At 63.0% G+C, this 22661-nt stretch carries 14 protein-coding genes and 2 pseudogenes; 9 read left to right on the top strand and 7 right to left on the bottom strand.

Annotated features, from left to right (window positions below; all coding sequences use genetic code 11):
* Positions 1–279 precede the first annotated feature (279 nt).
* Both DTQ71_RS22855 and DTQ71_RS22850 read left to right on the top strand, forming a co-directional pair.
* Positions 280–6381: a CHRD domain-containing protein gene (locus DTQ71_RS22855; protein WP_109566592.1), complete on the top strand. Its 6102-nt coding sequence runs from the start codon at positions 280–282 to the stop codon at positions 6379–6381.
* 184 nt (positions 6382–6565) lie between these two features.
* Positions 6566–7225: pseudogene (locus tag DTQ71_RS22850) on the top strand (IS6 family transposase).
* 162 nt (positions 7226–7387) lie between these two features.
* On the opposite strand, the gene DTQ71_RS22845 reads toward DTQ71_RS22850, so the two are convergent.
* Together DTQ71_RS22845 and tnpB are read right to left on the bottom strand one after the other, a co-directional pair.
* Complete coding sequence (locus DTQ71_RS22845) at positions 7388–7969, bottom strand: hypothetical protein (protein ID WP_109566590.1); 582 nt, start codon at positions 7967–7969, stop codon at positions 7388–7390.
* Positions 7945–8454, bottom strand: a complete 510-nt coding sequence (gene tnpB, locus DTQ71_RS24515; protein WP_245947716.1) for an IS66 family insertion sequence element accessory protein TnpB — start codon at positions 8452–8454, stop codon at positions 7945–7947. The genes DTQ71_RS22845 and tnpB overlap by 25 nt, the downstream gene beginning before the upstream one ends.
* A 39-nt stretch (positions 8455–8493) precedes the next feature.
* On the opposite strand from tnpB, the gene DTQ71_RS22830 reads away from it, so the two are divergent.
* Complete coding sequence (locus DTQ71_RS22830) at positions 8494–8862, top strand: MFS transporter (protein WP_245947715.1); 369 nt, start codon at positions 8494–8496, stop codon at positions 8860–8862.
* A gap of 440 nt (positions 8863–9302) precedes the next feature.
* On the opposite strand, the gene DTQ71_RS22825 is transcribed toward DTQ71_RS22830, so the two are convergent.
* Entirely contained in the window at positions 9303–10892 is a 1590-nt protein-coding gene (locus DTQ71_RS22825) for a winged helix-turn-helix domain-containing protein (RefSeq protein ID WP_245947714.1), read from the bottom strand.
* 134 nt (positions 10893–11026) lie between these two features.
* Between DTQ71_RS22825 and DTQ71_RS22820 the strand changes: the two genes are divergently transcribed.
* The 3 genes from DTQ71_RS22820 (at position 11027) to DTQ71_RS22810 (ending at position 15173) form a co-directional block, all read left to right on the top strand.
* Positions 11027–12517 (top strand): tetratricopeptide repeat protein, encoded by a 1491-nt coding sequence (locus DTQ71_RS22820; RefSeq protein ID WP_109566588.1) that lies wholly within the window; start codon positions 11027–11029, stop codon positions 12515–12517.
* Positions 12518–12985: 468 nt separating this feature from the next.
* Entirely contained in the window at positions 12986–13540 is a 555-nt protein-coding gene (locus DTQ71_RS22815) for a gamma-glutamylcyclotransferase family protein (RefSeq protein WP_245947713.1), read from the top strand.
* A gap of 250 nt (positions 13541–13790) precedes the next feature.
* Positions 13791–15173 (top strand): SLC13 family permease, encoded by a 1383-nt coding sequence (locus tag DTQ71_RS22810; RefSeq protein WP_109566586.1) that lies wholly within the window; start codon positions 13791–13793, stop codon positions 15171–15173.
* A 47-nt stretch (positions 15174–15220) separates the two neighbouring features.
* Here DTQ71_RS22810 and DTQ71_RS22805 read toward each other — a convergent pair whose 3' ends face one another.
* Positions 15221–16045 (bottom strand): class II glutamine amidotransferase, encoded by an 825-nt coding sequence (locus DTQ71_RS22805; RefSeq protein WP_109566585.1) that lies wholly within the window; start codon positions 16043–16045, stop codon positions 15221–15223.
* A gap of 83 nt (positions 16046–16128) precedes the next feature.
* Between DTQ71_RS22805 and DTQ71_RS22800 the strand changes: the two genes are divergently transcribed.
* The gene (locus tag DTQ71_RS22800) at positions 16129–17577 is read left to right on the top strand and encodes a preATP grasp domain-containing protein (RefSeq protein ID WP_146204925.1); all 1449 of its coding nucleotides are present in this window, start codon (positions 16129–16131) and stop codon (positions 17575–17577) included.
* A 165-nt stretch (positions 17578–17742) separates the two neighbouring features.
* Positions 17743–17895: pseudogene (locus tag DTQ71_RS25025) on the top strand (IS5/IS1182 family transposase); the annotation flags it as partial.
* Between the two features lie 233 nt (positions 17896–18128).
* On the opposite strand, the gene DTQ71_RS22790 reads toward DTQ71_RS25025, so the two are convergent.
* Positions 18129–18968 carry a DUF2189 domain-containing protein gene (locus tag DTQ71_RS22790; protein ID WP_109566583.1) on the bottom strand — a complete coding sequence of 280 codons (840 nt, stop codon included), beginning with the start codon at positions 18966–18968 and terminating at the stop codon, positions 18129–18131.
* Positions 18969–19309: 341 nt separating this feature from the next.
* Positions 19310–19438: a hypothetical protein gene (locus DTQ71_RS24800; protein ID WP_342768154.1), complete on the bottom strand. Its 129-nt coding sequence runs from the start codon at positions 19436–19438 to the stop codon at positions 19310–19312.
* Between the two features lie 164 nt (positions 19439–19602).
* Between DTQ71_RS24800 and DTQ71_RS22780 the strand changes: the two genes are divergently transcribed.
* Positions 19603–20397 carry a class I SAM-dependent methyltransferase gene (locus tag DTQ71_RS22780; protein WP_170125561.1) on the top strand — a complete coding sequence of 265 codons (795 nt, stop codon included), beginning with the start codon at positions 19603–19605 and terminating at the stop codon, positions 20395–20397.
* Between the two features lie 678 nt (positions 20398–21075).
* Here the strand turns inward: DTQ71_RS22780 and DTQ71_RS22775 are convergent.
* Entirely contained in the window at positions 21076–22476 is a 1401-nt protein-coding gene (locus DTQ71_RS22775; protein ID WP_109566581.1) for an amidase family protein, read from the bottom strand.
* Positions 22477–22661 lie beyond the last annotated feature (185 nt).

The following is a 22661-nucleotide window of genomic DNA, read 5'->3' as shown; positions in this document are numbered from 1 at the left end:
TCGGGCTTCTCCCGCTTCCCAGCCATCTCCTGGTCCTCCAATACACAGGGCAAATCTACCCCAGTTGGTGGACCACTTCAGTGGGGGCACTCCAGGGGCGCCAAGAGGCAGTAAATGCGTAGTATTCTGCGTAGCACCCGAAATAGAACCTGTTGCAGATCATTAATTTCTATTAAGAAGTCAGTGTTCGGGCTACAAACTTAATTGTAGCCAAAAAATCGAGATTTTGCACTCGTCAAGCTTGGTTATTATCTGAAGTTTGATGAGAAGGTCCCTGACATGGTTACCGAAAACGAAGCACAGGCCGCTGCCGCGGTAGCGCTGCGCGACTTGGCATCCGCATTCTACACTGTCGGAGGCGCGACCTCTCTGGCCAACAGGCCCCTGAAGGTCGTCAAGTATTTCGCCCGGTCCATCGACAGGCTGGAAAAGGACCGCGCGGAGCTGGAAAATGGCGCGACTTCGCTTCAGAAGATCGCCAAGGTCTTCGAGAAGGTCGGGATCACCCGGCCCGCCGGCAAGGTCGCGGACGTCGTCGCCGGACGGGTGAAGGCCAACCTCGATGACATCGAGAAATCGATCAAGAAGCTTCAGGAATCGGGCCAGAAGATCGAGGTTGCAATCGAGAAGACCAGCGCAACGCTCAGCCTGATATCCAACCGGACCGAGGCGCTGGGCATCGCGGCAGACGTCTTTTCCCGCAAGCTGGCCGTCGCCGACCAGAATCTCGAAACCGCCAAGCAATTGTTCGACACAGGAATTCCGTTCCTCGGCAGCGACAGCCGCCTGACGACGAACCTCAAGTTGCAGGTCGCGCTCGCCTCGGAGAAGAACAGGGAAGCCGCGGTCGATATCACGAAAGTCACGAACCTCGTCAACGATCTGGTCGACAATATCGAAGGCATTGCCGACCTGACGGATTACCCGGGCTTCAACCCGATCCAGGAGGTGATCGACATCCTGCGGGACGTTGGCGACAAGCTGTCCCCCCTCTTTGCCCCGCTCTCCAGCGTCTACGACAAGATCGGCCCGTTGCTCGACGCGATGGGGTCCTTTTTCAGCATCTTCCTCGGGCCGTTCGAATGGGCACTGGAAGCGGTGTTGGAAAGGACTGGCATCAACCAGCTGCTGCGGGACGCCGCCGACGAAATCCTGTCCTTCCTGCCGAGTATCGGCATCCTCGACGGTCTGGCCGAGCGGTGGGAGCAGGAGTTTCTGGCCGATCTGGAAACCTACCTCGCCGAGTTGATCGAAGCGCCCTTCGCGGCGATCGAGGCGCTGCTCGCGTCGCCGACCTTCCCCGACATCCTGTCGGTGCCGACGGAAGGCGACGATGTCCTCTTCGGGTCGCTTCGCGACGAAGGGCCCCGGACGGTCGATGCGCTCGGGGGCAACGACATCGTGGTCGGCGGCGCGTTCAACGACACGTTGCGGGGTAATGACGGACGGGACTTTCTGATCGGTGGCGGCGGCGACGACCTGCTCGATGGCGGCGCGAACCTGGAAACGGACCCCGATATCGTCCAGTATTCCGGCAACCTCGCCGACTATACCATCGTCAGCGTGCTGGCAGACGGGAAAGCCTCCGGGACCTGGTATGTGGCGGACTACCGCGACGACGTCTCGGTGGCGGGCTTTGATGAAAAGGTCAGTTCCGGCACCGATACGCTCGTCAACGTGGAGGTCATCTTCTTCGCCGATGCGGCCCTCGACCTGCGCAAGATCGACACGTTCATCGTGACCCGGACGAAGGACGGAGAGTTCGCGCGCGTCGCTCCGGATTTCTCGACCCTGCCGGTGATCAACGGCCAGCCGCAGGTCACGGCCGACAACGGTATCGACTTCATCTTCGGCGGCGAGGGCCTGGACGAACTGATCACCGGCGGCGGCAACGACCAGTTGACCAGCGGGTCGAATGGCCCCCGCACCGGGGACGAGCTGAACGCCGTCGGAGACTACCTCGAAGGCGGCCTTGGGAACGATGTCTACGTCTTCGGGCCGACATCGGCGCGCTACGATCTGGTGCTGGACGAGGGCGGCATCGATACGGCGAATTACAAGAACAGCGTTTACGGCGTGACCGTCTTCCTCGGCGAGACCGAGAACGAGCTGTTCTACCGTCCGACATCCATCGCCATCGATGCCAGCCCCGAGGGCCGCATCCTCGATGGCAACCGCTATCCGATCGGCCAGCTCAGCGGCATCGAGAACATCGACGGCAGCGACTTCGCCGACATCTTCTATGGCACCAACGAGATCAACAAGATCAACGGCGGAGAGGGCAACGACCAGATCCGCGGGCTTGGCGGCAACGACATCCTGCTCGGCGGAAACGGGGACGATACGCTGATCGGCGATGGCGGCGACGACTTTCTGTCAGGCGGAGCGGGCGCGAACACCTATGTCGGCGGCCTCGGCGACGACACGATTTCGGACATTTCCAGCGGCTTCTCGACGATCAAGTATTCCGCCGTCGCCGAGACGGACCAATACAACCAGAGCGTCGATTTCGTCGACTTCCTCACGACCGGTTTCGGCACGTTCGATCCGCTCGACATGCCGGGCGGCATCGTCATCCTGCCGACCGACCGGCCGGGCGAGCAGCAAGTTTCGAAATACGCCACAAGCACCGTGGTCGGCGACCGCTACGGCATCGACTACCTCAACGGAATCGAGCTGATCGTCGGCTCCGTCGGGGGTGACGTCATCGTTTCGTCGCGCGACATCAACCAAACGATCTACGGCAACGACGGCAACGACGATCTGCGCAGCGGTCTGGGCGAGACGCAAAACAGGTTCTACGGCGGCCCGGGCGAAGACCTCTTCGTCAGCGAAGTGCAGGCCTTCGACACGTTCTTGGGCGGTTCGGGCAGCGACACGGTGCGCGTCTGGGGCGACAATTCGCTCGAGGGAGATCTGCTGTTCGGGGACGACAACCGGCAGACCCCGCTGGAAGGGACCGACCTGCTGGACTTCAGCCAGAGCGAGTATTCCTGGCATATCTACATGAACCCGATCGCGCCGAACGGAGAGGTTGCGGGCAAGGCGCCGATCCGGTCCTTCGGCGTGGAGAACCCGCTGTTCATCCAGCCCACGCTCGGGGTCGACGGCGTGATCGAAAAGCAGCCCGGCGTGACCGTGCCGGGCGAGGTTTATCCGAGCGTCCTGAACGCGTTGAAAAACCCCGATCCGAATACGGCCGAGCCCGGCGGCCGGGCCGACAATGTTGGCGAGTTCGAGCACATCATCGGCTCGCAGACCCGCGACATCATCTCGGGCGGCAATGCCGATAGCGGCATGCGGGTCGAGGCGCTCGGCGGGAATGACGTGCTCTACGCGGCGCAGAGGTTCTCTGCCACGTTGGAAGGCGGGGCCGGCGACGACGTTCTGGGCACCTACAACCACACCTATGGCAGCGACGAGGTCCAGGGCTTCTTCGACGAAAACAAGCTGACCGAGATGTCGGGCGAGCTGGGCGACGACACCTTCGTCGGTGGGGATTTCCGCGAACAGATCGACGGCGGCGAGGGAAGGGACCTGCTCACCTACGAGGTCAGCACCTCAGGCGTCAACGTCGATCTGACGGAGCGGCTGCTCGACGGGGGCTATGCCACCGGGGACGTGCTGATCGGCGGTATCGAAGACGTCGCCGGGTCCGAGTCGAACGACGCCCTGCGCGGCGATGCGGAGGCCAACGAACTGGTCGGCTGGAAGGGCGCGGATACGCTGCACGGCGAAGGTGCGGCGGATGCCTTGTTCGGCAATGACGGTGCGGACGAACTGTTTGGCGGCGCGGGCAACGACCTGCTCCATGGCGGCAACGGAGGCGACCTCCTCGACGGCGGCGAAGGCAGCGACGCGGCCAGCTGGAACCTCTACCAGAGCCATCCGAAGGGCGGGATCGACCGGCTCACCAACGACCTGTCGGGCATCCTGGCAGACCTCGAAACCGGCCGTGCGGGCGACGACACGCTCGTGGCGATCGAAAACCTCGTCGGCGGTGTCGGCTCGGACAGCCTGTTTGGCGACGCGAAGGCGAACCTGCTCGCTGGCAATCTGGGCGACGACGAACTCGACGGTCGCGGCGGCGCGGACATCCTGACGGGCGGGGCGGGCGACGACACGCTGACCGGCGGAGCGGGAAACGACGTCCTGATCGGCGGCGCGGGGACAAATACGCTGGATGGCGGCGCGGGCGTAGATGCCATCGATTACGGCGTGCTGACCTATGGCATCGACGTGGCGATGGCGGGTGCGGGCCGCCGCAGCGACATGACAACCGGCGAGGTCACGTCCTTCACCCCGGTCGACTTCTATGTCTGGACCGACAGCATGACCACGACCCGGGGTCCGACGGGCGAAGAGACCGATATCATCCAGACCGGCACCGACGAGACGCGCTATACCTACCAGATCTTCGACCAGGGCACGGACGACCCCAGCGACGACACGCGGCGTCAGGAGGATCCGATCACGCCCGAGCGGATCTGGCAGCTCGACCCGTTCTTCGCCGACGAACCCAGCGACCTCGACCCCGTCCGCTTCCTCCCGGACGTAACGCTTCTGCCCGAGCAGGAGGTGACGGCGCTCGAACGGTTCGAGACTGCGACCGATCTGTTCACCGGTATCGAGCGTATCGTCGGCAGCCTGGGCAACGACAGCTTTCTCGGGAATGAGGAGGACACGTTCTTCTACGGGGGCCTCGGCGCTGACACGATCGACGGAGGGCACGGGACCGATACCGCGAGCTACCAGTTCTCGGAAGAGGCGGTTTCCATCGATCTGGCCGCCGGGACCGTCGCCGGAGGCGATGCAACAGGCGACGTGCTGACCGGGATCGAGAACGTCGACGGCTCGGCCTTCGCGGACGTCCTGACCGGCGATGGCAACGGCAACCATCTTCGCGGCCTCGGCGGCGACGACGTTTTGACCGCAGGGGAGGGGAACGATTCCCTGGAAGGCGGCGCGGGGGTCGATACCGCGGTCTTCGGGGTCGACAGCGCCGACGTCACCGTCGAGACCCTCGCGGACGGCTTGCGGATCACCTCGGCGTTGGGCGTCGATTTCGTCTCCGACGACGTCGAGACCCTCCGGTTCGACGATCGGTCGCTGGCCTATGGCGGCGAGGACGTCGACCTTCCTGAGACCGAGACTCCCGTGGACCCGACCGAACCGACGGACCCGACCGATCCAGAGGACCCGACCGATCCAACGGACCCCACCGAACCGACGGACCCGACCGATCCAGAGGACCCGACCGATCCAGAGGAGCCGACCGATCCAGAGGAGCCGACCGATCCAGAGGAGCCGACCGATCCAGAGGAGCCGATCCTCGGGGAGGACCGCATCTACCAGTTCGCGCTCACCGGAGCGCAGCAGTCCACGCCCAATGGCTCCTCGTCCTCGGGCACCGGCTACGGCATCTTCGATGTTTCCGAGAGCAGCTTCACCTATACGGTGACGCTCCAGGGCCTTGACCGCATCGTCGGCGGTCATATTCATGCCGGCGAGCGCGGGGCCGATGGTGCCATCGTCCTGAACCTCCTGCAAGACGACGACTTCGTGTTCTCGGTCAATCCAGACAGGTCCATCACGGCGTCCGGTGTCTGGGAAGCGGGCGAGGGGAATGCTCCCTATCTCGAGGCGCTCGGCACGACCAAGCCCGGCGATGATGTCGATCTCTACTTCAACGTCCACACCACCTCCTTCCCGGGCGGCGAAATCAGGGGGCAGATCGTGTCCTCCGCCGATGCTGGCGCAAATGAAGTGACCGGGACTGCAGGCGCCGACACTCTCGATGGCGGGGCAGGGGCGGACGTGTTGGCAGGACGCGGCGGCAATGATGTCTTCGTCGTCGAGGACGAAGACGATCGGGTCGTGGAAGCGGCCGGGGCCGGGACCGACACGGTCCGGACCTCCGTCGATTTCGCGGTCGGCCGTCAGTCTCTCGAAGTCCTCGAGGCTACGGGCACCGCGAATGTGCGTCTGACCGGCACCGGCGCGGCGGAGACGTTCACCGGCAACGATGGCGCGAACGTCCTGATCGGCGCGGGTGGTTCCGATACGATGACAGGCGGCGGCGGCGCGGATTTCTTCGTCCTGACGGGACGGGATCCGAGCATCGTGATCGAGGATTTCTCGGTTGGCGACAAACTTGCCATTGACGACAGGCTTCTTGGCCTCGGTGGCGACGGCATCGACGTCCGCGCCTTGACGGGGAGGGAGGCTCAGACCCTTCTGCGCGACGGTATCGCCGGTTACGATGGTCGGTCGGGCACCCTGCTTCTGGACATCGATGGCGATGGTCCGAACGGCCTGCAGGGCGTTGCGACCTTCGGGCCTGGGTTCGCGATAGGGGTCGACGATGTCGTGCTTTTCTAGGATGATACGCGCATGAACACGGCCGCGCCTGATGGCGCGGTCGAATCTTGGCCTGGCCTGAAAACTGCTTGAGCGCTCGTCCGGGTCTTGTCAGAGCAACGTGGCTTGAGGAGGAGCATCGACCTCCCTACCCTGCCGGGATGACCAAGCGTTCCCCTTCAAGTATTTCAAGACATCTCCCGAAATCATCCGCCTGGCTGTAATGCTCTAAGTCAGGTTCCATCTGTCGCTCCGCAACGTGGAAGATCTGTTGCACGAGCGCGGGGTCGACATCAGCCACGAAACTGTCCGGTTCTGGTGGCACAGGTTTGGCCCGAAGTTCGCGTCCAAGATCTGGAAACGCCGGATCGCGGGGATGCGATCGAGCCGCTGGCGGTGGCACCGCGACGAGATGTTCGTGAAGATCAACGGCGAGCAATTGTATCTCTGGCAGGCAGGCGACCACGAGGACGAAGGTCTCGAGAGCTTTGTCACGGAGACCCGCGACAAGAAGTCTGCTCTGAAGTTTCTCAGGAAAGCCATACGCAACCACGGTCGCCCCGAGACGATCGTCACGGACAAGCTGCGGTCCTACGGCGCCGCACTGAAGGAAATCGGCGCAGCCGCGCGGCAGCAGACGGGCCGCCGGGAGAACAACCAAGCGGGAGATTCGAATTTGCCGTTCCGACGGCGGGAGCGGGCAATGCTCCGGTTTCGGCGCATCCGAAGTCTGCAGAAATTCGCCTCCGTCCACACCTCTGTCTCGAACCATTTCAACCAGGAGCGCAGCCTCTCCAGCAGATCCCTTTTCAAGGCCAAGCGCACTGCCGCTCTCGCCGAGTGGCGTGATCTCTGCGCGACATAAACGACAGCATCACTGGCCTGGCCGAGACTGGTTCGAATTCGTCTGGCACCACCCTCTGAGCCTCTTGGTCGGGTTGGGAGAACGTCCTGCCGAACCGGTAGTCTGGTCCGGCAGGTGGCCGCCAGGCACACCTTCAGGGGGCGGTCGCATCATCAACGCCCGTCAGAACAGGAACACGTCGCTGATGCCGATGATCGTGCCAAGGTCGATCGTGAGCGCGGGACCATCGCCGCCCGGACCAGCGGGGTCGAGCGTCAGACGCCCCGCCCCCAGGTTCAGCTGCGCTTGCCCTGCTGCCAGGATGGCGGAGGCCTCCGCCCCCGACAGCGCGCGCGGAGAGATGCCCGCGTCGCCCAGGCCGAAGAACCGGTCGTCCAGCGCGAGCCTGTCGCCCGCGCCGAAATCGGCGATCCGAGCCGTCGCGCCGTCGTCCAGCCGCTGGAACGCGAAGAAATCTCCGCCTGGGCCGCCTCGGAGCAGGTCGTCGCCTCCTCCAGAGATCAGGATATCGTTCCCACCAAGGCCCAGGATGTCCTCGGCCGCGGCTGTGCCGATCAGGCGCTCGCCAGCCTCCGTCCCCTCGATGACGGCGGGCGCGCGCAGGTCGAAGCGCGCCAGCATGCCGGTCTGACCGCCGTCTGGCGTTCCGTCCAGGCGCCAGCGCCCCGACGCTTCCTGCGTCAGCGAGAGAAGATCCAGGTCCGGCAGGCCGGCCTCCGTCAGGAAGCGCGCGTCGGCCAGCACGATGCGGTCGCCTGCGACGTCACACCGTCGACCACGAAGGCGAGAGCCCAGACCACGGCCAGCCCGATTGCCGCCGAGACGACCGACAGCACGCCCACGGCGATCAGCACGCCGCGAAACAAGCGCGCGAAGGGCCAGATCAGCGCCCAGACCCCGGTGCCTGGCATCGGGCGGACCGGAAGCCCGAAGGGGCGGACGAGGGTCTCGAAGGGGCGGAAGATCGGCACCGCCGCGCCCGAGGTGCTCGCCGGCCAGATGAACTTCCCCGCCTCGAGGCGCTTCGTGTAGAGCGACATGCCGACCCCGTCGTGCCAGAGCAGCTTGACCAGGTCGCCTCTACGCCCGCGGAAGCAGAAAATCTCGCCGGCATGGGGATCGCGCCCGAGCCCCTGCTGGACCTGGAGAGCGAGCGTGTTCATCCCGCGCCGCATGTCCGTCACCCCGCCTGCGATCCACACGCGCATCCCCGCCGGGAAGGCGATCATGGTCGATCGAGAACCCGCAGGAGGCGCGAAAGGGCCGCCGTGTCGATCGAGGTCGAGACACTCATGGTGATGGTCGACTTCACCATCGACGAGGCCGACGTGCCCCGCTTCCTCGCGCTCATGGCCGACCGCCGCCGCATCCGCATCCGCGACGGCGCCGGCCAATGGACGCTACTGCGCGACATGGAGAACCCCGACATCTGGACCGAGAGCTACCACGTCCCGACCTGGGTCGAATACATCCGCCACCACGAACGCCGGACCGAGGAAGACATCGAGAACTTCAAGCAGCTCCGCGCCCTCCACCGCGGCCCCGAGCCCATCCGAGTCCACCGCATGATCGAACGCCACTCCCTCGCGGAGCTGCGCACGACACCCGGGCGGCGAAGGGACACAGGCCGTCCGTGAGGTCAGATCAGGGCTCGGCGGCGATGCCTCCAAGCAGTTCTCAACACAAAAAAAGCTGGAGTGCTGGACTGGCCGAGTTGCTCCCCGGAAATTGGACACTGACGTAAGCTACGATCTGAGGTGTTCTGGTCTTCGAGAATGCCTCCAAGCAGATCTCAACCACGCACAAAAGCTGGAGCGGTGGATTGGCAGACCAAGCCCTTCGTCGTTGCAGTACAGGATCCAGGTCACAGATGATCCATACTGGTCGCTCGCTCGAAACCGCATGCAGCAACACAGCCTCACCCCGCGCGGTCCACAGGGTCGGCGGAACGCATCATGAAGGATCATTCGAGGCGCGTGCGGCGCGCTGAAGATCTCACGCGTCACCGGAGCGACATCCGGCCTAACTGGGCGGGAAGCCGTCTTTCGCCGCAGAGCGGCGATGCCTTTGGAGGCGGTCAATCCGGGGGCACGCCCACGGCCGCCATCGCCCCGAGCCAGCGGTCCAAGGCGCCCGGTGCCGTCCACATCCCCGTCTCGACCTCCTTGATCCGGGCGAGCGTGTAGGTCGGGTTCTGCGCAAGATAGGTATCAATCGCCTCGGACGCCTTCTCGGCGTTCCCAAGGCAATGGTGGATCGCCGCGAGGTCCTTATAGGCGGCGACGGGCATCGTGGGCGTGCCGAGAAACGTCTCAAGGGCCATTTCGCACTCATCGGCCTGCCAGAGCGCCCAAGCCTTGGTCCAGGCGAGACTGAAGCCGTAGAGCGGGTCAATCTGCTCGACCTGCGCGACCACGTCCAGCGCCTGCTCGGTCTCACCCGTGAAGATCAGCGCATCCGCGAGACCGATCAGGACCATCGACGAGGAGGGGTTCAGCTCCGCCCCGCGGCGGAAGGCGCCGATCGCCGCCTCGACGTCCTTGTTGTACATCAGCACCCGTCCGAGCGCGTGATGGGCCATGAAGTTGTTCGGGTCGAGTTCCACGGCCTTGCGGGCCAGCCTCTCCATCCGTTCGCGCGTCGCCGCCTCCTCGCCCTCGATCCAACCGTGACGCAGCCCATTGCGCAGGGCCAGCGCCTGGCCCAGATAGCCCCAGGCGGACTCGGGATAGTCCCGGATCGCCAAATCCTGTTCCTCAAGATTGATGAGCAAGTTCTCGCGGGTGAAGTTCCGCATGATCCGGCTCTGCGCGGCGTTCGAGATCATCAGCGCGCTGACGTCGCCCGCCGACATCTTCGCCTCGGCGGTATCGACGATGCTGAAGCCGACCGCGTTCGCGATCCTGGCGCTGATGCGGCTGTTTGCCTCAAGGAGATCGTCGAGCGTGACGTCCATTTCGTCGGACCAGAGATGGGCCTCGGTCTTCCCGTCGATGAGCTGCGCCACGATGCGCAGGCGCGATCCGTCGTATTGCTGGCTCCCTTCGACAATATAGTCGGCCCCCAGCCGATCCGCGATTTCCGCAATGCCGAGACCGGCTCCGCGGAACTGGGCACTCGAGGTCCGCGCGATAACCGTCAGCTGCGGGTTGCGCGCCAAGGCTGCGATGATGTTCTCGCTCACGGCGTCGCTCAGCAGGCCCCGGTGCTCCTGTGGGCTGTAATCGTCGAAAGGGAGGATGGCGATGACGGGCGGCGCGGCGGGCGATCCGGGGCGCCCCCCCCACAGGGCGAGGCCCGCAGCGATGGCCAGCAGGAGCGCCGCCGTGGCGTATGCCCTCCGGCGCGGGCGAGCAGGCGTTGGTGTCGGATTGAGCCGATAGCCTTCGCGCGGCACGGTCTCGACGATCTTCTTCCCCGTGTCGCCGAGCGCGCGCCGGATCTCCGCGATGCACTGGGCCACGCTGTCGGACGACACGGCCCTCCCTGACCAGACCGCCTCGATCAGGGCGTCGCGGCCGAGGGTGCGCCCCGGGGCCTCGGCCAGCGCGGACAGCACTTCCCGCGTCTGATGGCGCAGTTCGATCTCGCGGTGGGCCGCATCATAGAGGCGGCCATCCGAGCGGTTCCAAGTGATCTCTCCCAAAGGGATTTCAGAAGATTTCAAGTCATTTCGTTTGAAGGAACGCATGGCTTGACCCTCCGAATGGGACGACAGCGACGCCTGCGTCAGCCGCTCTTGCAGGCGCGGACGCCAAGACAGGACGCAGCGCAAGGCGTCCCTCAGCAGGAGGATAGACGATGAGCCCCCTTACGAGAATAGCGAGCCTTCTCCTTTGCGGAGTGGCCGGCAGCGCGCTGGCGCAGACGACCGATCCTGCGGACCTCGGGGAGGTATCCTTCGAGACGAGTTGCAGCGAAGCGGGCGCCGCCTTCGAACGGGGACTGCTGCTGCTCCACCACATGATGTACCGCCAGTCCGCGACGGCCTTCCATGAGGCGGCGGCCGCCGATCCCGACTGCGCCATGGCCGAGTGGGGGATCGCGATGACGAAGTTCCACCCGCTCTGGCCCGGCGGCCCGACGCCGGAGGAGACGGTCGCCGGCCGCGCCGCCGCCGACCGCCTCGCCGGCATGGACGCTGGTTCGGACCGCGAGGCCGCCTATATCGGCGCGGTCCTCGCCTTCTATGAAGGCGAGGATACGCCCTATCGCGAGCGCCTCGCGAATTGGGCCGCAAAGCAGCGCGCGATCGCAGACGCCCATCCTGACGATCCCGACGCGCAGGCCTTCGCCTCGCTCGCTCAGTTGACCGCCGCCCCGCGCGGTGCGGAAGCCGTCCCGGACCTCATCGAGGCCGGGGAGCGGATGGACGCCCTCCGGGAGGACGCGCCCGGGCACCCGGGAGCCTACCACTATGCGATCCACGCATACGATCACCCGGCCCTTGCCGACCGGGGGCTCGAGGTGGCGCGAGCCTACCTGACGATCGCCCCTGACGTACCGCACGCACTGCACATGCCGTCCCACATCTTCACGCGGCTGGGCCTGTGGGAGGAATCGATAGACCTGAACAAGCGAAGCGCGCAGGCCGTGCTGCGCCAGTCGGGTGGCGACGTCATCGTGGACCACTACCCGCATGCCATCGACTACGCGGTCTACGCGCATCTCCAGCTGGGTCAGGTCGAGGCGGCGCGCGAGATCCTCGCCGCCATGGAGGCTTACGTCAACCTCGAGGACATCTTCGGGACGGCCTATGCGGCGGCGGCGGCCCCTTCGCGGATCCCGCTCGAGGAAGGCGACTGGGCGACCGCCGCACGCCTCCCGAGCGTGCTGCATCCCGCTGTCACCTGGGAGCGCTACCCGCAGGCCGTCGCGATCCGCTGGTTCGCGAAGGGCCTGGGCGCCGCGCGCTCGGGGGATGTCGCGGCGGCGGAGGACGCTCTCGGGGAGCTGGCGAAGATCGGAAAGGTCCTCGAAGAGCGCAACGCGGGCTACTGGCTGGCGCTGCTCGACGCGCAGAGGAAGGGCATCGAAGCCTGGATCGCGTTCGACGCCGGGGATCGCGAAGCCGCGACCGCACTGATGCGCGAGGCCGCCGACATCGAGGACCGGGTCGGGAAGGCGCCGGTGACCCCGGGCCATGTCCTGCCCGCGCGCGAACTGCTCGGCGACCTCCTGGCGGAGATCGGAGATACCGGAGCGGCCGTCGAGGCCTATGAGGCAGTGCTGCGGATGTCGCCCAACCGTCGCCGCAGCCTCGAAGGCCTGGGACGGCTCGCCGGACAGTAGGAAGCTGCCAAGGGATGCTCATAGAACACGCCTCGACGGCATCTGAAGTAGACAATCGCGCTGCATCGCGGCGCGATTGACGATATGAACGACCGGTTTGGGCCGCCTTCATCGTGGCGCCTCGTCCATTCAGATCTCGATCGCCTCGGCTATGCTTCGATCCCGGCTCTTGCCGACCGGTCTTATCCTTCCGCGATGGTGCTGCTCCATCATTGGGCGACGCGGTGGCCACGGCCCGTCCCCTCAGAAGAGTACGATGTGAAGCGGCCGACAACTCGTCGCCGGATTTCAAGACCTTCAGAGCGCGGGCACGCTGATTGACAGCTCCCGATAAAGAGGTGTCATGCTTTACGTATTCCAGTGGGTGGCACATCGCAGCCAATGTCGTCTCGCGCATCCAAGTGTTGGAAACTCGCTCGCAGAGCTTAGATGACTTGATATCGGTACAGGAAGGCAGCGATGAGTTTCATGTATTTCGCCTACGGGTCGAATATGTTGCCTGCGCGGCTGCAAGCGCGCTGCAGCACTGCACGTGTGATCGGAACGGCGACAGCTCAGCGCTTTGAACTGGAATTCAGCAAACCGGGCAAGGACGGCTCCGGTAAAGCGACGCTTCTCGACACAAGGAGCCAATCTTCCGCTATCCCTGGCGTGCTTTTCGAGATTGACAGGACCGAACTGAAGTTCCTCGATCGCGCCGAGGGTGCCGGGTACGGCTACGACCGTGTCGACGATTTTTCGATTACCTGCGCTACAACGGGCGACATCATCACCGCGACGACATATCTCGCAAGCAAGACGGACCCTGACCTAGAGCCGTTCGACTGGTATCTGGCACTCGTTTTGGCTGGCAGCCATCACAATGCCCTGCATGACGACCACCAGACACGTCTCCGTGCGGTCAACCATGTCGTCGATACTGAAGAAAGTCGTGAAGGTCGAATCGAGGCACTTCGGGCGCTTTCAGAACATGGCTACAGTGACCATCACAGTCTTCTGGGCAGGACGGTTGAAGACCGATGAACATCCTGAGGCTAAATTTCGGAAGCCTCCCCCTGAAAGCCCGACAGTGTTAGGGTTGACCGAATTTCAATGAGCGCGCCAGGCGTGTCGAAATTCTCCTTCAGAGCCTGCTCGGAGCGCTGGCTTTTGCGCGGAGTTGCTTTACGAGTATCTTCATGAAGAGACAGCTAGGGTGTTTCGAGTTCCGGAGGGTTGTTGGCATCGCGGGTGTAGCGATCTTCCGCTCGCTCAGGGTTGCCGGTGAAGAGACATGAGCTTGAAAGGAAGTCTCGTCTTTGGATTGGCTCCATTGGCCGTGACTTTAGTCCTTCCGGCGCCCGAAAGCATGTCTGAAACAGCTTGGTGGACGGCAGGACTGGCTCTTACAATGGCGACTTGGTGGCTATTCGAGGCACTGCCTCTTGCCGCAACTGCGCTATTGCCGATCGCGATCGCCCCTCTGCTTGGGATTTCTGACCTGAACGATGTTGCGAAATCCTATAGCCATCCTGTGGTGCTCTTGTTTATGGGAGGCTTTCTTCTAGCGAAGGCGATCGAAAGATCCGGCCTCCATTATCGGCTCGCCCACGCACTTCTGGGATTTGCCGGCAAAAATCCACGACATGTTCTTGCCGCGATCATGCTGTCCACCGCGTTTCTCAGCCTGTGGATCAGCAACACATCATCGGCAATGGTCATGGCGCCGATCGCAGCGGCCATTGCAGGTTCCCAGTCGAACCGACCGCATTTTGCTTCGGCCCTGATGTTGGGTGTCGCCTTTGCCGCCACGATTGGAGGCATGGGATCTCTGATCGGAACGCCGCCGAACGCAATCTTCGCGGCGCATGCAAGCGAGACCTACGGTGTCGCGATCGGCTTTGCCGAATGGGCCGCGATCGGATTACCCGTTGCGACGATCCTTCTTGTCGCGGCGTGGCTCGTCCTTGCCAGTTTCCCACCCGTCGGACGCGCCGATCTCGCGACAGGTTTCGGAACGTGTAACTCTGCGATGAGTGCAGCAGAGAAGCGCGTCGCAGCGATTGCCGGGCTGACGGCACTTGCTTGGATCTGCCGTCCTCTGATGGATGCAGCGCTGCCGGGTCTCATGTTGACCGATGCGGGAATTGCCATACTTGCTGCGGTTCTGCTTTTCTCCGCACCTGACGGACAAGGTGGGCGGCTTCTCGACTGGGAGGGGGCTCAATCCATTCGATGGGACGTGTTGATCCTGTTCGGCGGCGGGCTTGCGCTAGCGGCTCTTCTCGATCAATCCGGCCTTGCCGCTTGGATCGGTGGATTGACCGGAACGCTTCAGTTCCTGCCGACATTTGCCCTGTTACTCGTAATCGCCGCGATTGTCGCCTACGTCGGCGAGCTGGCAAGCAACACGGCAATGGCGGCGATCTTCCTGCCGATCGTCGGAGCCATGGCCACCTCTTTGCAGATGGATCCGATCGCGTTCATGTTGCCGGTGGCCCTGAGCGCTTCGATAGGCTTCATGCTTCCCGTGGCGACGCCGCCCAACGCCATCGTGTTCGCCAATCCCGCGGTGACCCGCAGTCGCATGCTGCGCGCCGGAGCACCTCTCGATCTGATCGGATTGATCATCGCCGTCGGGATCAGCATGTTGCTGACACCTATCTTCCTTGGATGACCGGTTGGAGCCGCAGCGTATGAAGTCATTCCCGGGTCGGCCCGGTATCAACGACCAGCTGCAAGCGGCTCGATTTCCATTTCGATATCGTGCGAAACGGCGTAGACAACGCTGTTTGGCAGTTCGGTCCACGGCTCGTCTGGGGTTATCGGTTCCGAGGCCACTTCGATCGCGCGATAGGGCTGCTTCGGATCGTGGTGAACATGTGTCTTTCCGCAATAGTTGCACACATGCAGGTGGTCTCTTCTGAGATGGTAGAGGGTACGATTCAGCCTCGATCCAATCAGGGTTTCACCATCGGTCAGGACGATGTTTAAGCCGACTGTTCCGTCAGGAGCGGTCTCGGCGCACCAGGTCACGATCTGTTCAAGTCCGCGGCGAACGGTTTCAAGCAGGCCGACCTCGGGGTGCCGCAGGAAGAGGCTCAGCAGGTAGCGGAAAATATGTTCGCTGTCGGTCTGGCCCCTGATCTCCGATCTGTGCAGCGGGTCCATATGCTCGAGCAACTGGAAACGGACATCCTCAAATCCCGGCAACGTCCCGTTATGCGCGAATATCCAGCGCCCGTGGCTGAACGGGTGGGTGTTCTCCACACTGACCGGTCCGACCGTCGCGCGACGTACATGTGCGACCGCAGTATGCGCATAGACCCGTGCGGCCGCTTTCGTAAAGTGTTCTCCCTCGAAGGCGGCCCAAGTCTGCTTCTCGATGATGGGTACACCGTCAGGATAGTCCGCTACGCCCCATCCATGGCCATGCATCAAGCCTCCCATGTCGCCTTTGCTTTGCGCCATCAGGGCGTTCTGTGAGCGAACCAGTCCGCACTCCACCCGGGTCGGTTCATTTGCTCTCATGGCATACAGTCGACACATGACGGGCACCTCGCATACACTCGTATACAGCCTAGAGCACAAAGCGAGGTCTTGGGAACTGCCACTCATGATGGGCCTTAGTTGTGATTGAGACTTCGAATACGGTTGAACGGGCCATCGAAGCGGCAAAACCTGTCATTGAAGACTTGGCTAAGCGGCTGCTCCGGGACGAACCGGCCCTTGAGGCGTCGCTTGAATTCGGGCCGATGGTTCGACAGGGCGCCCCCTCGGTCCCCTCTCTGATCATTTGCGACCAATCCGGAACTGAACTTTTCGACCCTGGTGCGGCGGGGCGCCTCGAACACCGGATGGCGCTCCTGGCGAAGGCTGGCGACACGGTTGTTGTGCGCGAGCGCGTCCCTGAGTTCGAGCAATACCTCGGTGATTATCTCGGTATCCGAGATGTGTCCTTCGTTGAGGCTGAGCCTCGTGACGCGGATTCTGTTGCGCGGCAGCTTCGCGTGAATCCGAAGCTGGCCTCGCTTCTGGGGGAGGCCTTGCCTGACGGGACCGCCCTGACGGTGCAGAGCTACCTAACGAACGGTTATACTTGGCATCTGGCGAAGGCCCTAGCCGACTGCAGACAAACACCCGTCAGTGTGGCGGGCCCCACATCAAGAGCCTCGAAACACGCCAATGACAAATTGTGGTTCTGGTCGGTCGTCCGCACGCTGACTGGGAAGGACTCCACACCACCGACGCTCTACGCGTTCGGGCCTGCCGCCGCCGCAGCCAAGGTTGCGCGTTTCGCGCGAGATTTCAGTTCGGTTGTTGTCAAAGCCCCAAGTAGTGCGGGTGGTCGGGGCAACCTGCGCTTCCAAAGTGCACAATTGGAGAAGATGAGGCTTACAGAAATCAGGGATGTGATCGAGCAACGCCTTCGCGCCGTGGGTTGGCGGGGCACATATCCCATTCTCATCGGAGTGTGGGAATCGGGGATCACCGCCAGCCCCTCGGCCCAAATGTGGTTGCCGAAAAAGGATGAAGGCCTGCCTCAGATCCTTGGTCTCTTCGAGCAGCGCGTCGAGGGCTCGCGGGGCAGGTTCTCGGGAGCGCAACCGGCGATCTTACCTGACGACATCGCGCAGGAATTTCTGGCCGAGGCAGCCATCATCGGCGCGTTGCTTCAAAGAATAGGGTACTTTGGTGCATGTTCCCTTGACGCGGTCATTAGGGAGACGCCGAACCGGAGAAGCGAGTTGCACTGGGTTGAATGCAATGGGCGGTGGAGCGGCGTTTCCATTCCGCTCGCGGCCGCGCGAAGGTTCAGAGGTGACGATACTCAGAACGGATTGCTGATTGTGCAGGACATCTTTCCGGAGTTGAAGCCCATTGGCACCCGAGCGCTTCTCGATCTGCTTGACGAGCTTGCGTTCAGGTCCCGTGCGTCAGAGGAAGGTATCGTGATCGTTTCACCTCCGAATAGGGCAGCGGACGTATCGTTGAATGTCATGGCGCTCGCAAAGACGCAGCCTCGCGCCGCAGAAATGGTCGAAGAGCTGCGCAGGAGACTTGGTCTTGGCGCGGCGTAGCACAGGCGCCCCCCTGCACTTGTCGGAAGCGATCTGCTTGCCGAAGGTCTTTCAGCCTGTTCCGTTGAAAAACGCATGCTTGGTCGGGGGGAAGTCGCTGATGCACTCTCCTCAGCGGGGAGGTGGTGGCCGATGATGGGACCAGGCTAGGAGGCGCAGACGGGGCTGTTCTATGAGTTCTCGCTGGAGGATCATGTGCCTTGGGACCATCTGCGGCGGTCCATCGACCGCTTCCTGGACCTCGGCCGCATCCAGGTGCATCTGGCGGGGTTCTACAGCTATACGCGACCATGCGGCGCCAACGACGAATTTCTTCTCGCCGCCATCGCCCAGAACCTCAGGACGCTCGTAATGTCCCCATCCCGTCGAAGACGGCAACGCGCTGTTCGGCAGGCGCGCTCTCCCTTCACTAGCGCCATCTCGCTGCGTCTGCAAACGCCTCTCTTCCACAGAATGGGCTACCGTCGGCCATTCGCTGCACGGCAGCGCCTATAGACCGTTTGAGCCACCTCCGTGGGCCCTGATCACGATGGAGAACATGGCTGGGTAGATCACTCCTCCACTGATGTCACGGCCCGCTGATAGAGATGCCATGTCGTGTGGCCAAGAATGGGCAGGGTGAAGATCAGGCCCAGAAACGCCGGAGCCAGCGACAACAGCATGGTGACCGTGATGATCGCTGCCCAGGCAAGCATGACCACCGGGCTTTCCCGAACAACGCGAATGGATGTCAACATGGCAGAAATGAAATCGACTTCTCGGTCAAGCAGCATTGGCATGGCGACCACGGTCACCGTGAAAAGCACAGCCGAGAGCAATGCGCCGACGCATGTGCCAATCGCAAGGAAGGTCCAGCCCTCCGGTGTGAACAAGACGGCGTTAAAAAACCCCTCCAAATCCGAGAAGGATGAATCCTGCAGCACGATCACCAGCACTGTCCGAAACTGGTAGAACCATACCCAGCAAATGAACAAAGTGACAAAGGCCATCCAGCCCATCTCGCGCTTGCGTTGATTGGCTATGACCGTGAGAACTTCAGACCATCCGAAACTCTCTCCCTTCTGCAACCGGCGGGACATTTCATAGAGCCCGGCGGCAGCGAAAGGCGCGACCAGCGGAAAGCCTATGGTCGCGGGGATGATCATCCAGACCTTGTTCAGCCAGACCAGGGTCCAGACGAAAAGGATGCCGAAAACCGCATAGAACAGGCCGAAGAAGCCGCTCATAAAGGGGCGGGCAAGGAAGTCGGAAAACCCTGCCTTCAGCGACGCGCTGATATCATCCGCCGTCACCGTGTTGACCTTGGGCAAAGCCCTCTGCTGCGGCGTCGGATTTTCCGGTGGCGTGGAACCTTCGGTCTTGAATGTTATGATACACTCCTCCCTCAGCATGGCCCGCACTGGTCCGTTTGCCCACGGGCCTAGCAGCAAAACAGACACCCCTACCCTGCGAAAAAGTGTGCTTGAGGTGAGACGCGAGGGCAAGCGAGGAGTATGTCAGATAAGCCCCGCATCGTGTGCGTCCGACCCCGTTCAGACTTTGCGTTTGCGGCGAATGTTTCTTCTAGCGCGCCGCATTGAAGCATGCGTGCACCAGATCGACCGGCGGCTTTGGGGCGCAGTTCTTGACATGACCGGTCGCGTAAACCTCAGCCACATTCAGTTTCACCAGATCGCAGCCGCGGAGCGTGGTGTCGATGGCGAGGTTGAAGAGCCCAGATCGCGAAGGTCCCTTAGATCTCAAGCTGCACGCGGATCGCCCAGACATGCTTTGGCAGAATTGGGCGCTTCTGGCCGACGCTCCGACCTTTGTTCCAGTCGGGCCGGCAAGTTCGAATGGCGGCCAAGTTGGCGGTGGTCATGAGGATACCTCCGATCCGCCACATCGCCAGCCGGACGTTGGTGCACCATGACACCATGAAGTGGTGCAGCAGCAGAAAAGGGCCGCTTCGCGCCCAATTTGGACATCAGCAAAAGACTTGCCGGATCTTCAAATCGGCGTAGGATCGCAATTGGAGGGATGGCAATGGCTCCAGCAACATTTGCCTACCGCTATCAGTCCGTTCTGGTTCCGGTCATTTTCGAACCCTGGGCAAGGGAGCTGATCCATCGTGCCGATCCCCGAGAAGGGGAGCACATCCTCGATCTGGCCTGTGGAACCGGTGTGGTTTCAAGACAGGTGGCAAAGCACAGAGCCAATCTCGGCAGCCTCACTGGCGTTGATCACAGCAGCGAAATGCTTGAAGTGGCACGCATCCTGGCAGAAGAAGCAGACCTAGATGCCCGGTGGATCGAAGCCGACGCGGGCGCGCTGCCGTTCGATGACGACTGCTTCACTCTCGCTTTCTGCCAACAGGCTCTGCAATTCTTTCCCGACAAACCTGCTGCCCTTTCCGAGCTGCGCCGCGTGCTCAAGCCCGGTGGCCGGGTGGCAGCTTGCGTCCAGAAAGAACTGGAAATCAATCCGATGCTGAAAGCACAGGCCAGCGCGCTTGACGCCCATGTCGGAAGAAGCGCCGGGGACGCCGTGCGCGCCATCTGTGGATTGCCAGACGGTGATGAGATCAGACGCCTTTTCGAGGATGCTGGTTTTCAGGATGTCGAAGTCGAAGCGACAACCCTCATATTGCATCACCCCGACGCCAAAGCTTTTGCCGAAGGCGCAATGGGTGGAATGCACACCGGCGACAAACTGTCAGGGATGGCAGCAGGGGCTATCGAACGGGCTGTTGACGCCTTTTTGGTGGGTCTCGGTGACTGTCTCGATGGCCCTGCGATGCATGCGCCGCACGTATCTAATGTCATCACTGCGCGTGCCTAGTTTGCATCCTGACGCTGTAAATCTACTGGTCGCTTTGTCGGCCCAGTTAAAATCCAACCTCCGTCGAGTTTCGCGAATGCTGCGAAAAGCGGCTTCTATGGGCCGCGCCGCCGCATCGCCAGTCATCGCTGAAGGTCGGCTGTCGTCGCGCGGCGCGGCGCCGCTCGCCCGCCCCCATCTCCTCGTCGCGGACGGCGTTCAGGCGCCAGGTGCGCCCCATCCGGTCGTTCAGGGCGAGGGAGTGATAGGCGCGCTTCGTGCGTTTGGAGACGGCGGACGCCGCCGCGGAAGGTGATGGCCGCCCCATGCCCGTCGCAAAACGCCTGGGTCGTCTAGGCCGGATGCGCCTCGATGAAGACTGCATCGGAATGCGGCGGCGCCATCGCGAAGTAGTCCAGCTTGCTCAGGACCCCGCCGATCTTGCCGAGGGCTTCTCTGAAGGCCACTTTAGCGTGGCTAGGCGGATGCGACGACAGCAACGCGGTCAGAGGTCAGCAGACCACCAACGATCACAGCTTCGGTCTTCATGCCGTCAGTCTCACCCTCTGGTGCGGTATCGGGTACGATGAATCTGTGCAGGGCGTCTTGCGAACGTGCTGAGGTCGCTCCTGTCGTGCATCATGGTCCCCAGGCATCGACGGATCACGCGCGTCAACAGTAGCTACGACGCTGCCGCGATCAGATCCACGCAGGATTGGCGACCTCGGGCAGACCTCCTGCTGCTTCGATGGCGTGACCTGCGGCAAGCAGGATGTCCTCCCGATATCGGGGTCCGACGAGCTGAACGCCGATAGGTCGCCCCTTCGCTTGCCCCGTCGCCACCGCGAGAGCCGGTAGGCCTATTGCAGGGATCGCCCGTTGGGTCAGCTGGGCCTCATAGACCCGATTAAAGGCGGCCTCGGAACCGACGTCGAGCTGCTGGTCGAAGGGCAGCTCGCCGGAGACGGGGCAGAGCACGACCGGGAAATCGCGCAGAAACAAGTCCCACTGCCGCATAAGGCCCACACGCGCCTGGAGCGCCTCCATGAGTGAGCTGAAACCTACCTCGCCGGCGTCGTCGGTCATCCGGGCGAACACGAACTGCGAGTCCGCCTCGCCCTCGCGAGCGACCGTCTCGCCGGCACCGAACTGCGTTTCGGCCATCCAAAGACAGGCGTTGATATCGGCCGCGCGCCGCATCGGCGGAGCCTCCAACTCCTCGACGGTCCAGCCTGCATCGCGCAAGCGCGCCGCTGCATCGAGAAGGGCCGCATGCACATCGTCGGCCACCTCCATGCCGTCGGGCGAAAGCGTCAGTGCAACGCGCTTCGGGGCCTCAGCGCCGCGAAGCGCGACCGGTACATGCAAGGGGTCCCTCGGGTCTGGCGCCGCCATGGCGGCAAATGCGGTGTCGAGATCGGCCATGCTGCGCGCGATCGGTCCCGAAACGGCCATCAGCTGCGCACCGATGAAGCGGTCGGGCGCGCTGGAATTGTAGGCGGGGATGCGCCCCGGTGTCGGACGCAACCCGTGGAGACCGCATGCGTAGGCCGGATAGCGGATCGAGCCTGCGATATCCGTGCCATGTCCGATGGCGCAGATGCCGGCCGCGACAGCCGCCGCTGCGCCGCCAGACGAGCCTCCGGGTGTGATATCCCTATCTCGGGGGTTCAGTGTCTGACCGTGCAGGTCGTTCTTGGTGAACCAGCGAAGCGAGAAGGCAGGCGTATTGGTTCGTCCCAGGATGACACCGCCTGCCTTGCGGATGTTCGAGACCACCGGGCTGTCATCGGTGGCGACCAGCCCCTCCTGCAGCCGCAATCCGTTCGTGGTGGCGTGGCCTTTCTGATCAACGTTCACCTTGATCGTGACCGGCACACCGCAGAGCGGACCCGGATCTTCGCCCCGTGCGATCGCCGCATCGACCTTCCGTGCGGCGTCCAGCACTTCCTCGGGAAACTCCTGGACCACGGCGTTGATCGCAGGATTCACGCGCGCGAGCCGATCAAGATGTGCCTCGGCCACCTCGACGGCAGACAGGCGTCTCGATCGCACCTCCGCCGAGATCCGACTTGCGGTAACTTCCCAGATCTCCGCCATCGACCGTCATTTCCTTGCAGAATACCGCATCGAGGTTGGCAGGACGGCAGCAGAATGTCGACTGTGGATGCCGTTGAGCCACTCCGCGAGGCTAAAGCGGCGGACCTTTACGTAGGCGCATAGCCTGCATGACGGAGGTAGTTCCGGCATTCGTCTGCGCTGAACATTCGACAGATCGAGCCGAT

It is taken from the genome of Jannaschia seohaensis (assembly GCF_900116765.1).
Classification (GTDB): domain Bacteria; phylum Pseudomonadota; class Alphaproteobacteria; order Rhodobacterales; family Rhodobacteraceae; genus Jannaschia; species Jannaschia seohaensis.
This window is presented reverse-complemented; position numbering and strand designations above follow the sequence as displayed.

What these genes read in the sequence shown, in the direction of transcription:
- DTQ71_RS22780 (WP_170125561.1), top strand. Translation starts at nt 19,603, where the DNA reads ATGGCTCCAGCAACATTTGCCTACCGCTATCAGTCCGTTCTGGTTCCG.
- DTQ71_RS22810 (WP_109566586.1), top strand. Translation starts at nt 13,791, where the DNA reads ATGAGCTTGAAAGGAAGTCTCGTCTTTGGATTGGCTCCATTGGCCGTG.
- DTQ71_RS22775 (WP_109566581.1), bottom strand. Translation starts at nt 22,476, where the DNA reads ATGGCGGAGATCTGGGAAGTTACCGCAAGTCGGATCTCGGCGGAGGTG.
- tnpB (WP_245947716.1), bottom strand. Translation starts at nt 8,454, where the DNA reads ATGATCGCCTTCCCGGCGGGGATGCGCGTGTGGATCGCAGGCGGGGTG.
- DTQ71_RS22790 (WP_109566583.1), bottom strand. Translation starts at nt 18,968, where the DNA reads ATGCTGAGGGAGGAGTGTATCATAACATTCAAGACCGAAGGTTCCACG.
- DTQ71_RS24800 (WP_342768154.1), bottom strand. Translation starts at nt 19,438, where the DNA reads ATGACCACCGCCAACTTGGCCGCCATTCGAACTTGCCGGCCCGACTGG.
- DTQ71_RS22815 (WP_245947713.1), top strand. Translation starts at nt 12,986, where the DNA reads ATGTATTTCGCCTACGGGTCGAATATGTTGCCTGCGCGGCTGCAAGCG.
- DTQ71_RS22855 (WP_109566592.1), top strand. Translation starts at nt 280, where the DNA reads ATGGTTACCGAAAACGAAGCACAGGCCGCTGCCGCGGTAGCGCTGCGC.
- DTQ71_RS22805 (WP_109566585.1), bottom strand. Translation starts at nt 16,045, where the DNA reads ATGTGTCGACTGTATGCCATGAGAGCAAATGAACCGACCCGGGTGGAG.
- DTQ71_RS22820 (WP_109566588.1), top strand. Translation starts at nt 11,027, where the DNA reads ATGAGCCCCCTTACGAGAATAGCGAGCCTTCTCCTTTGCGGAGTGGCC.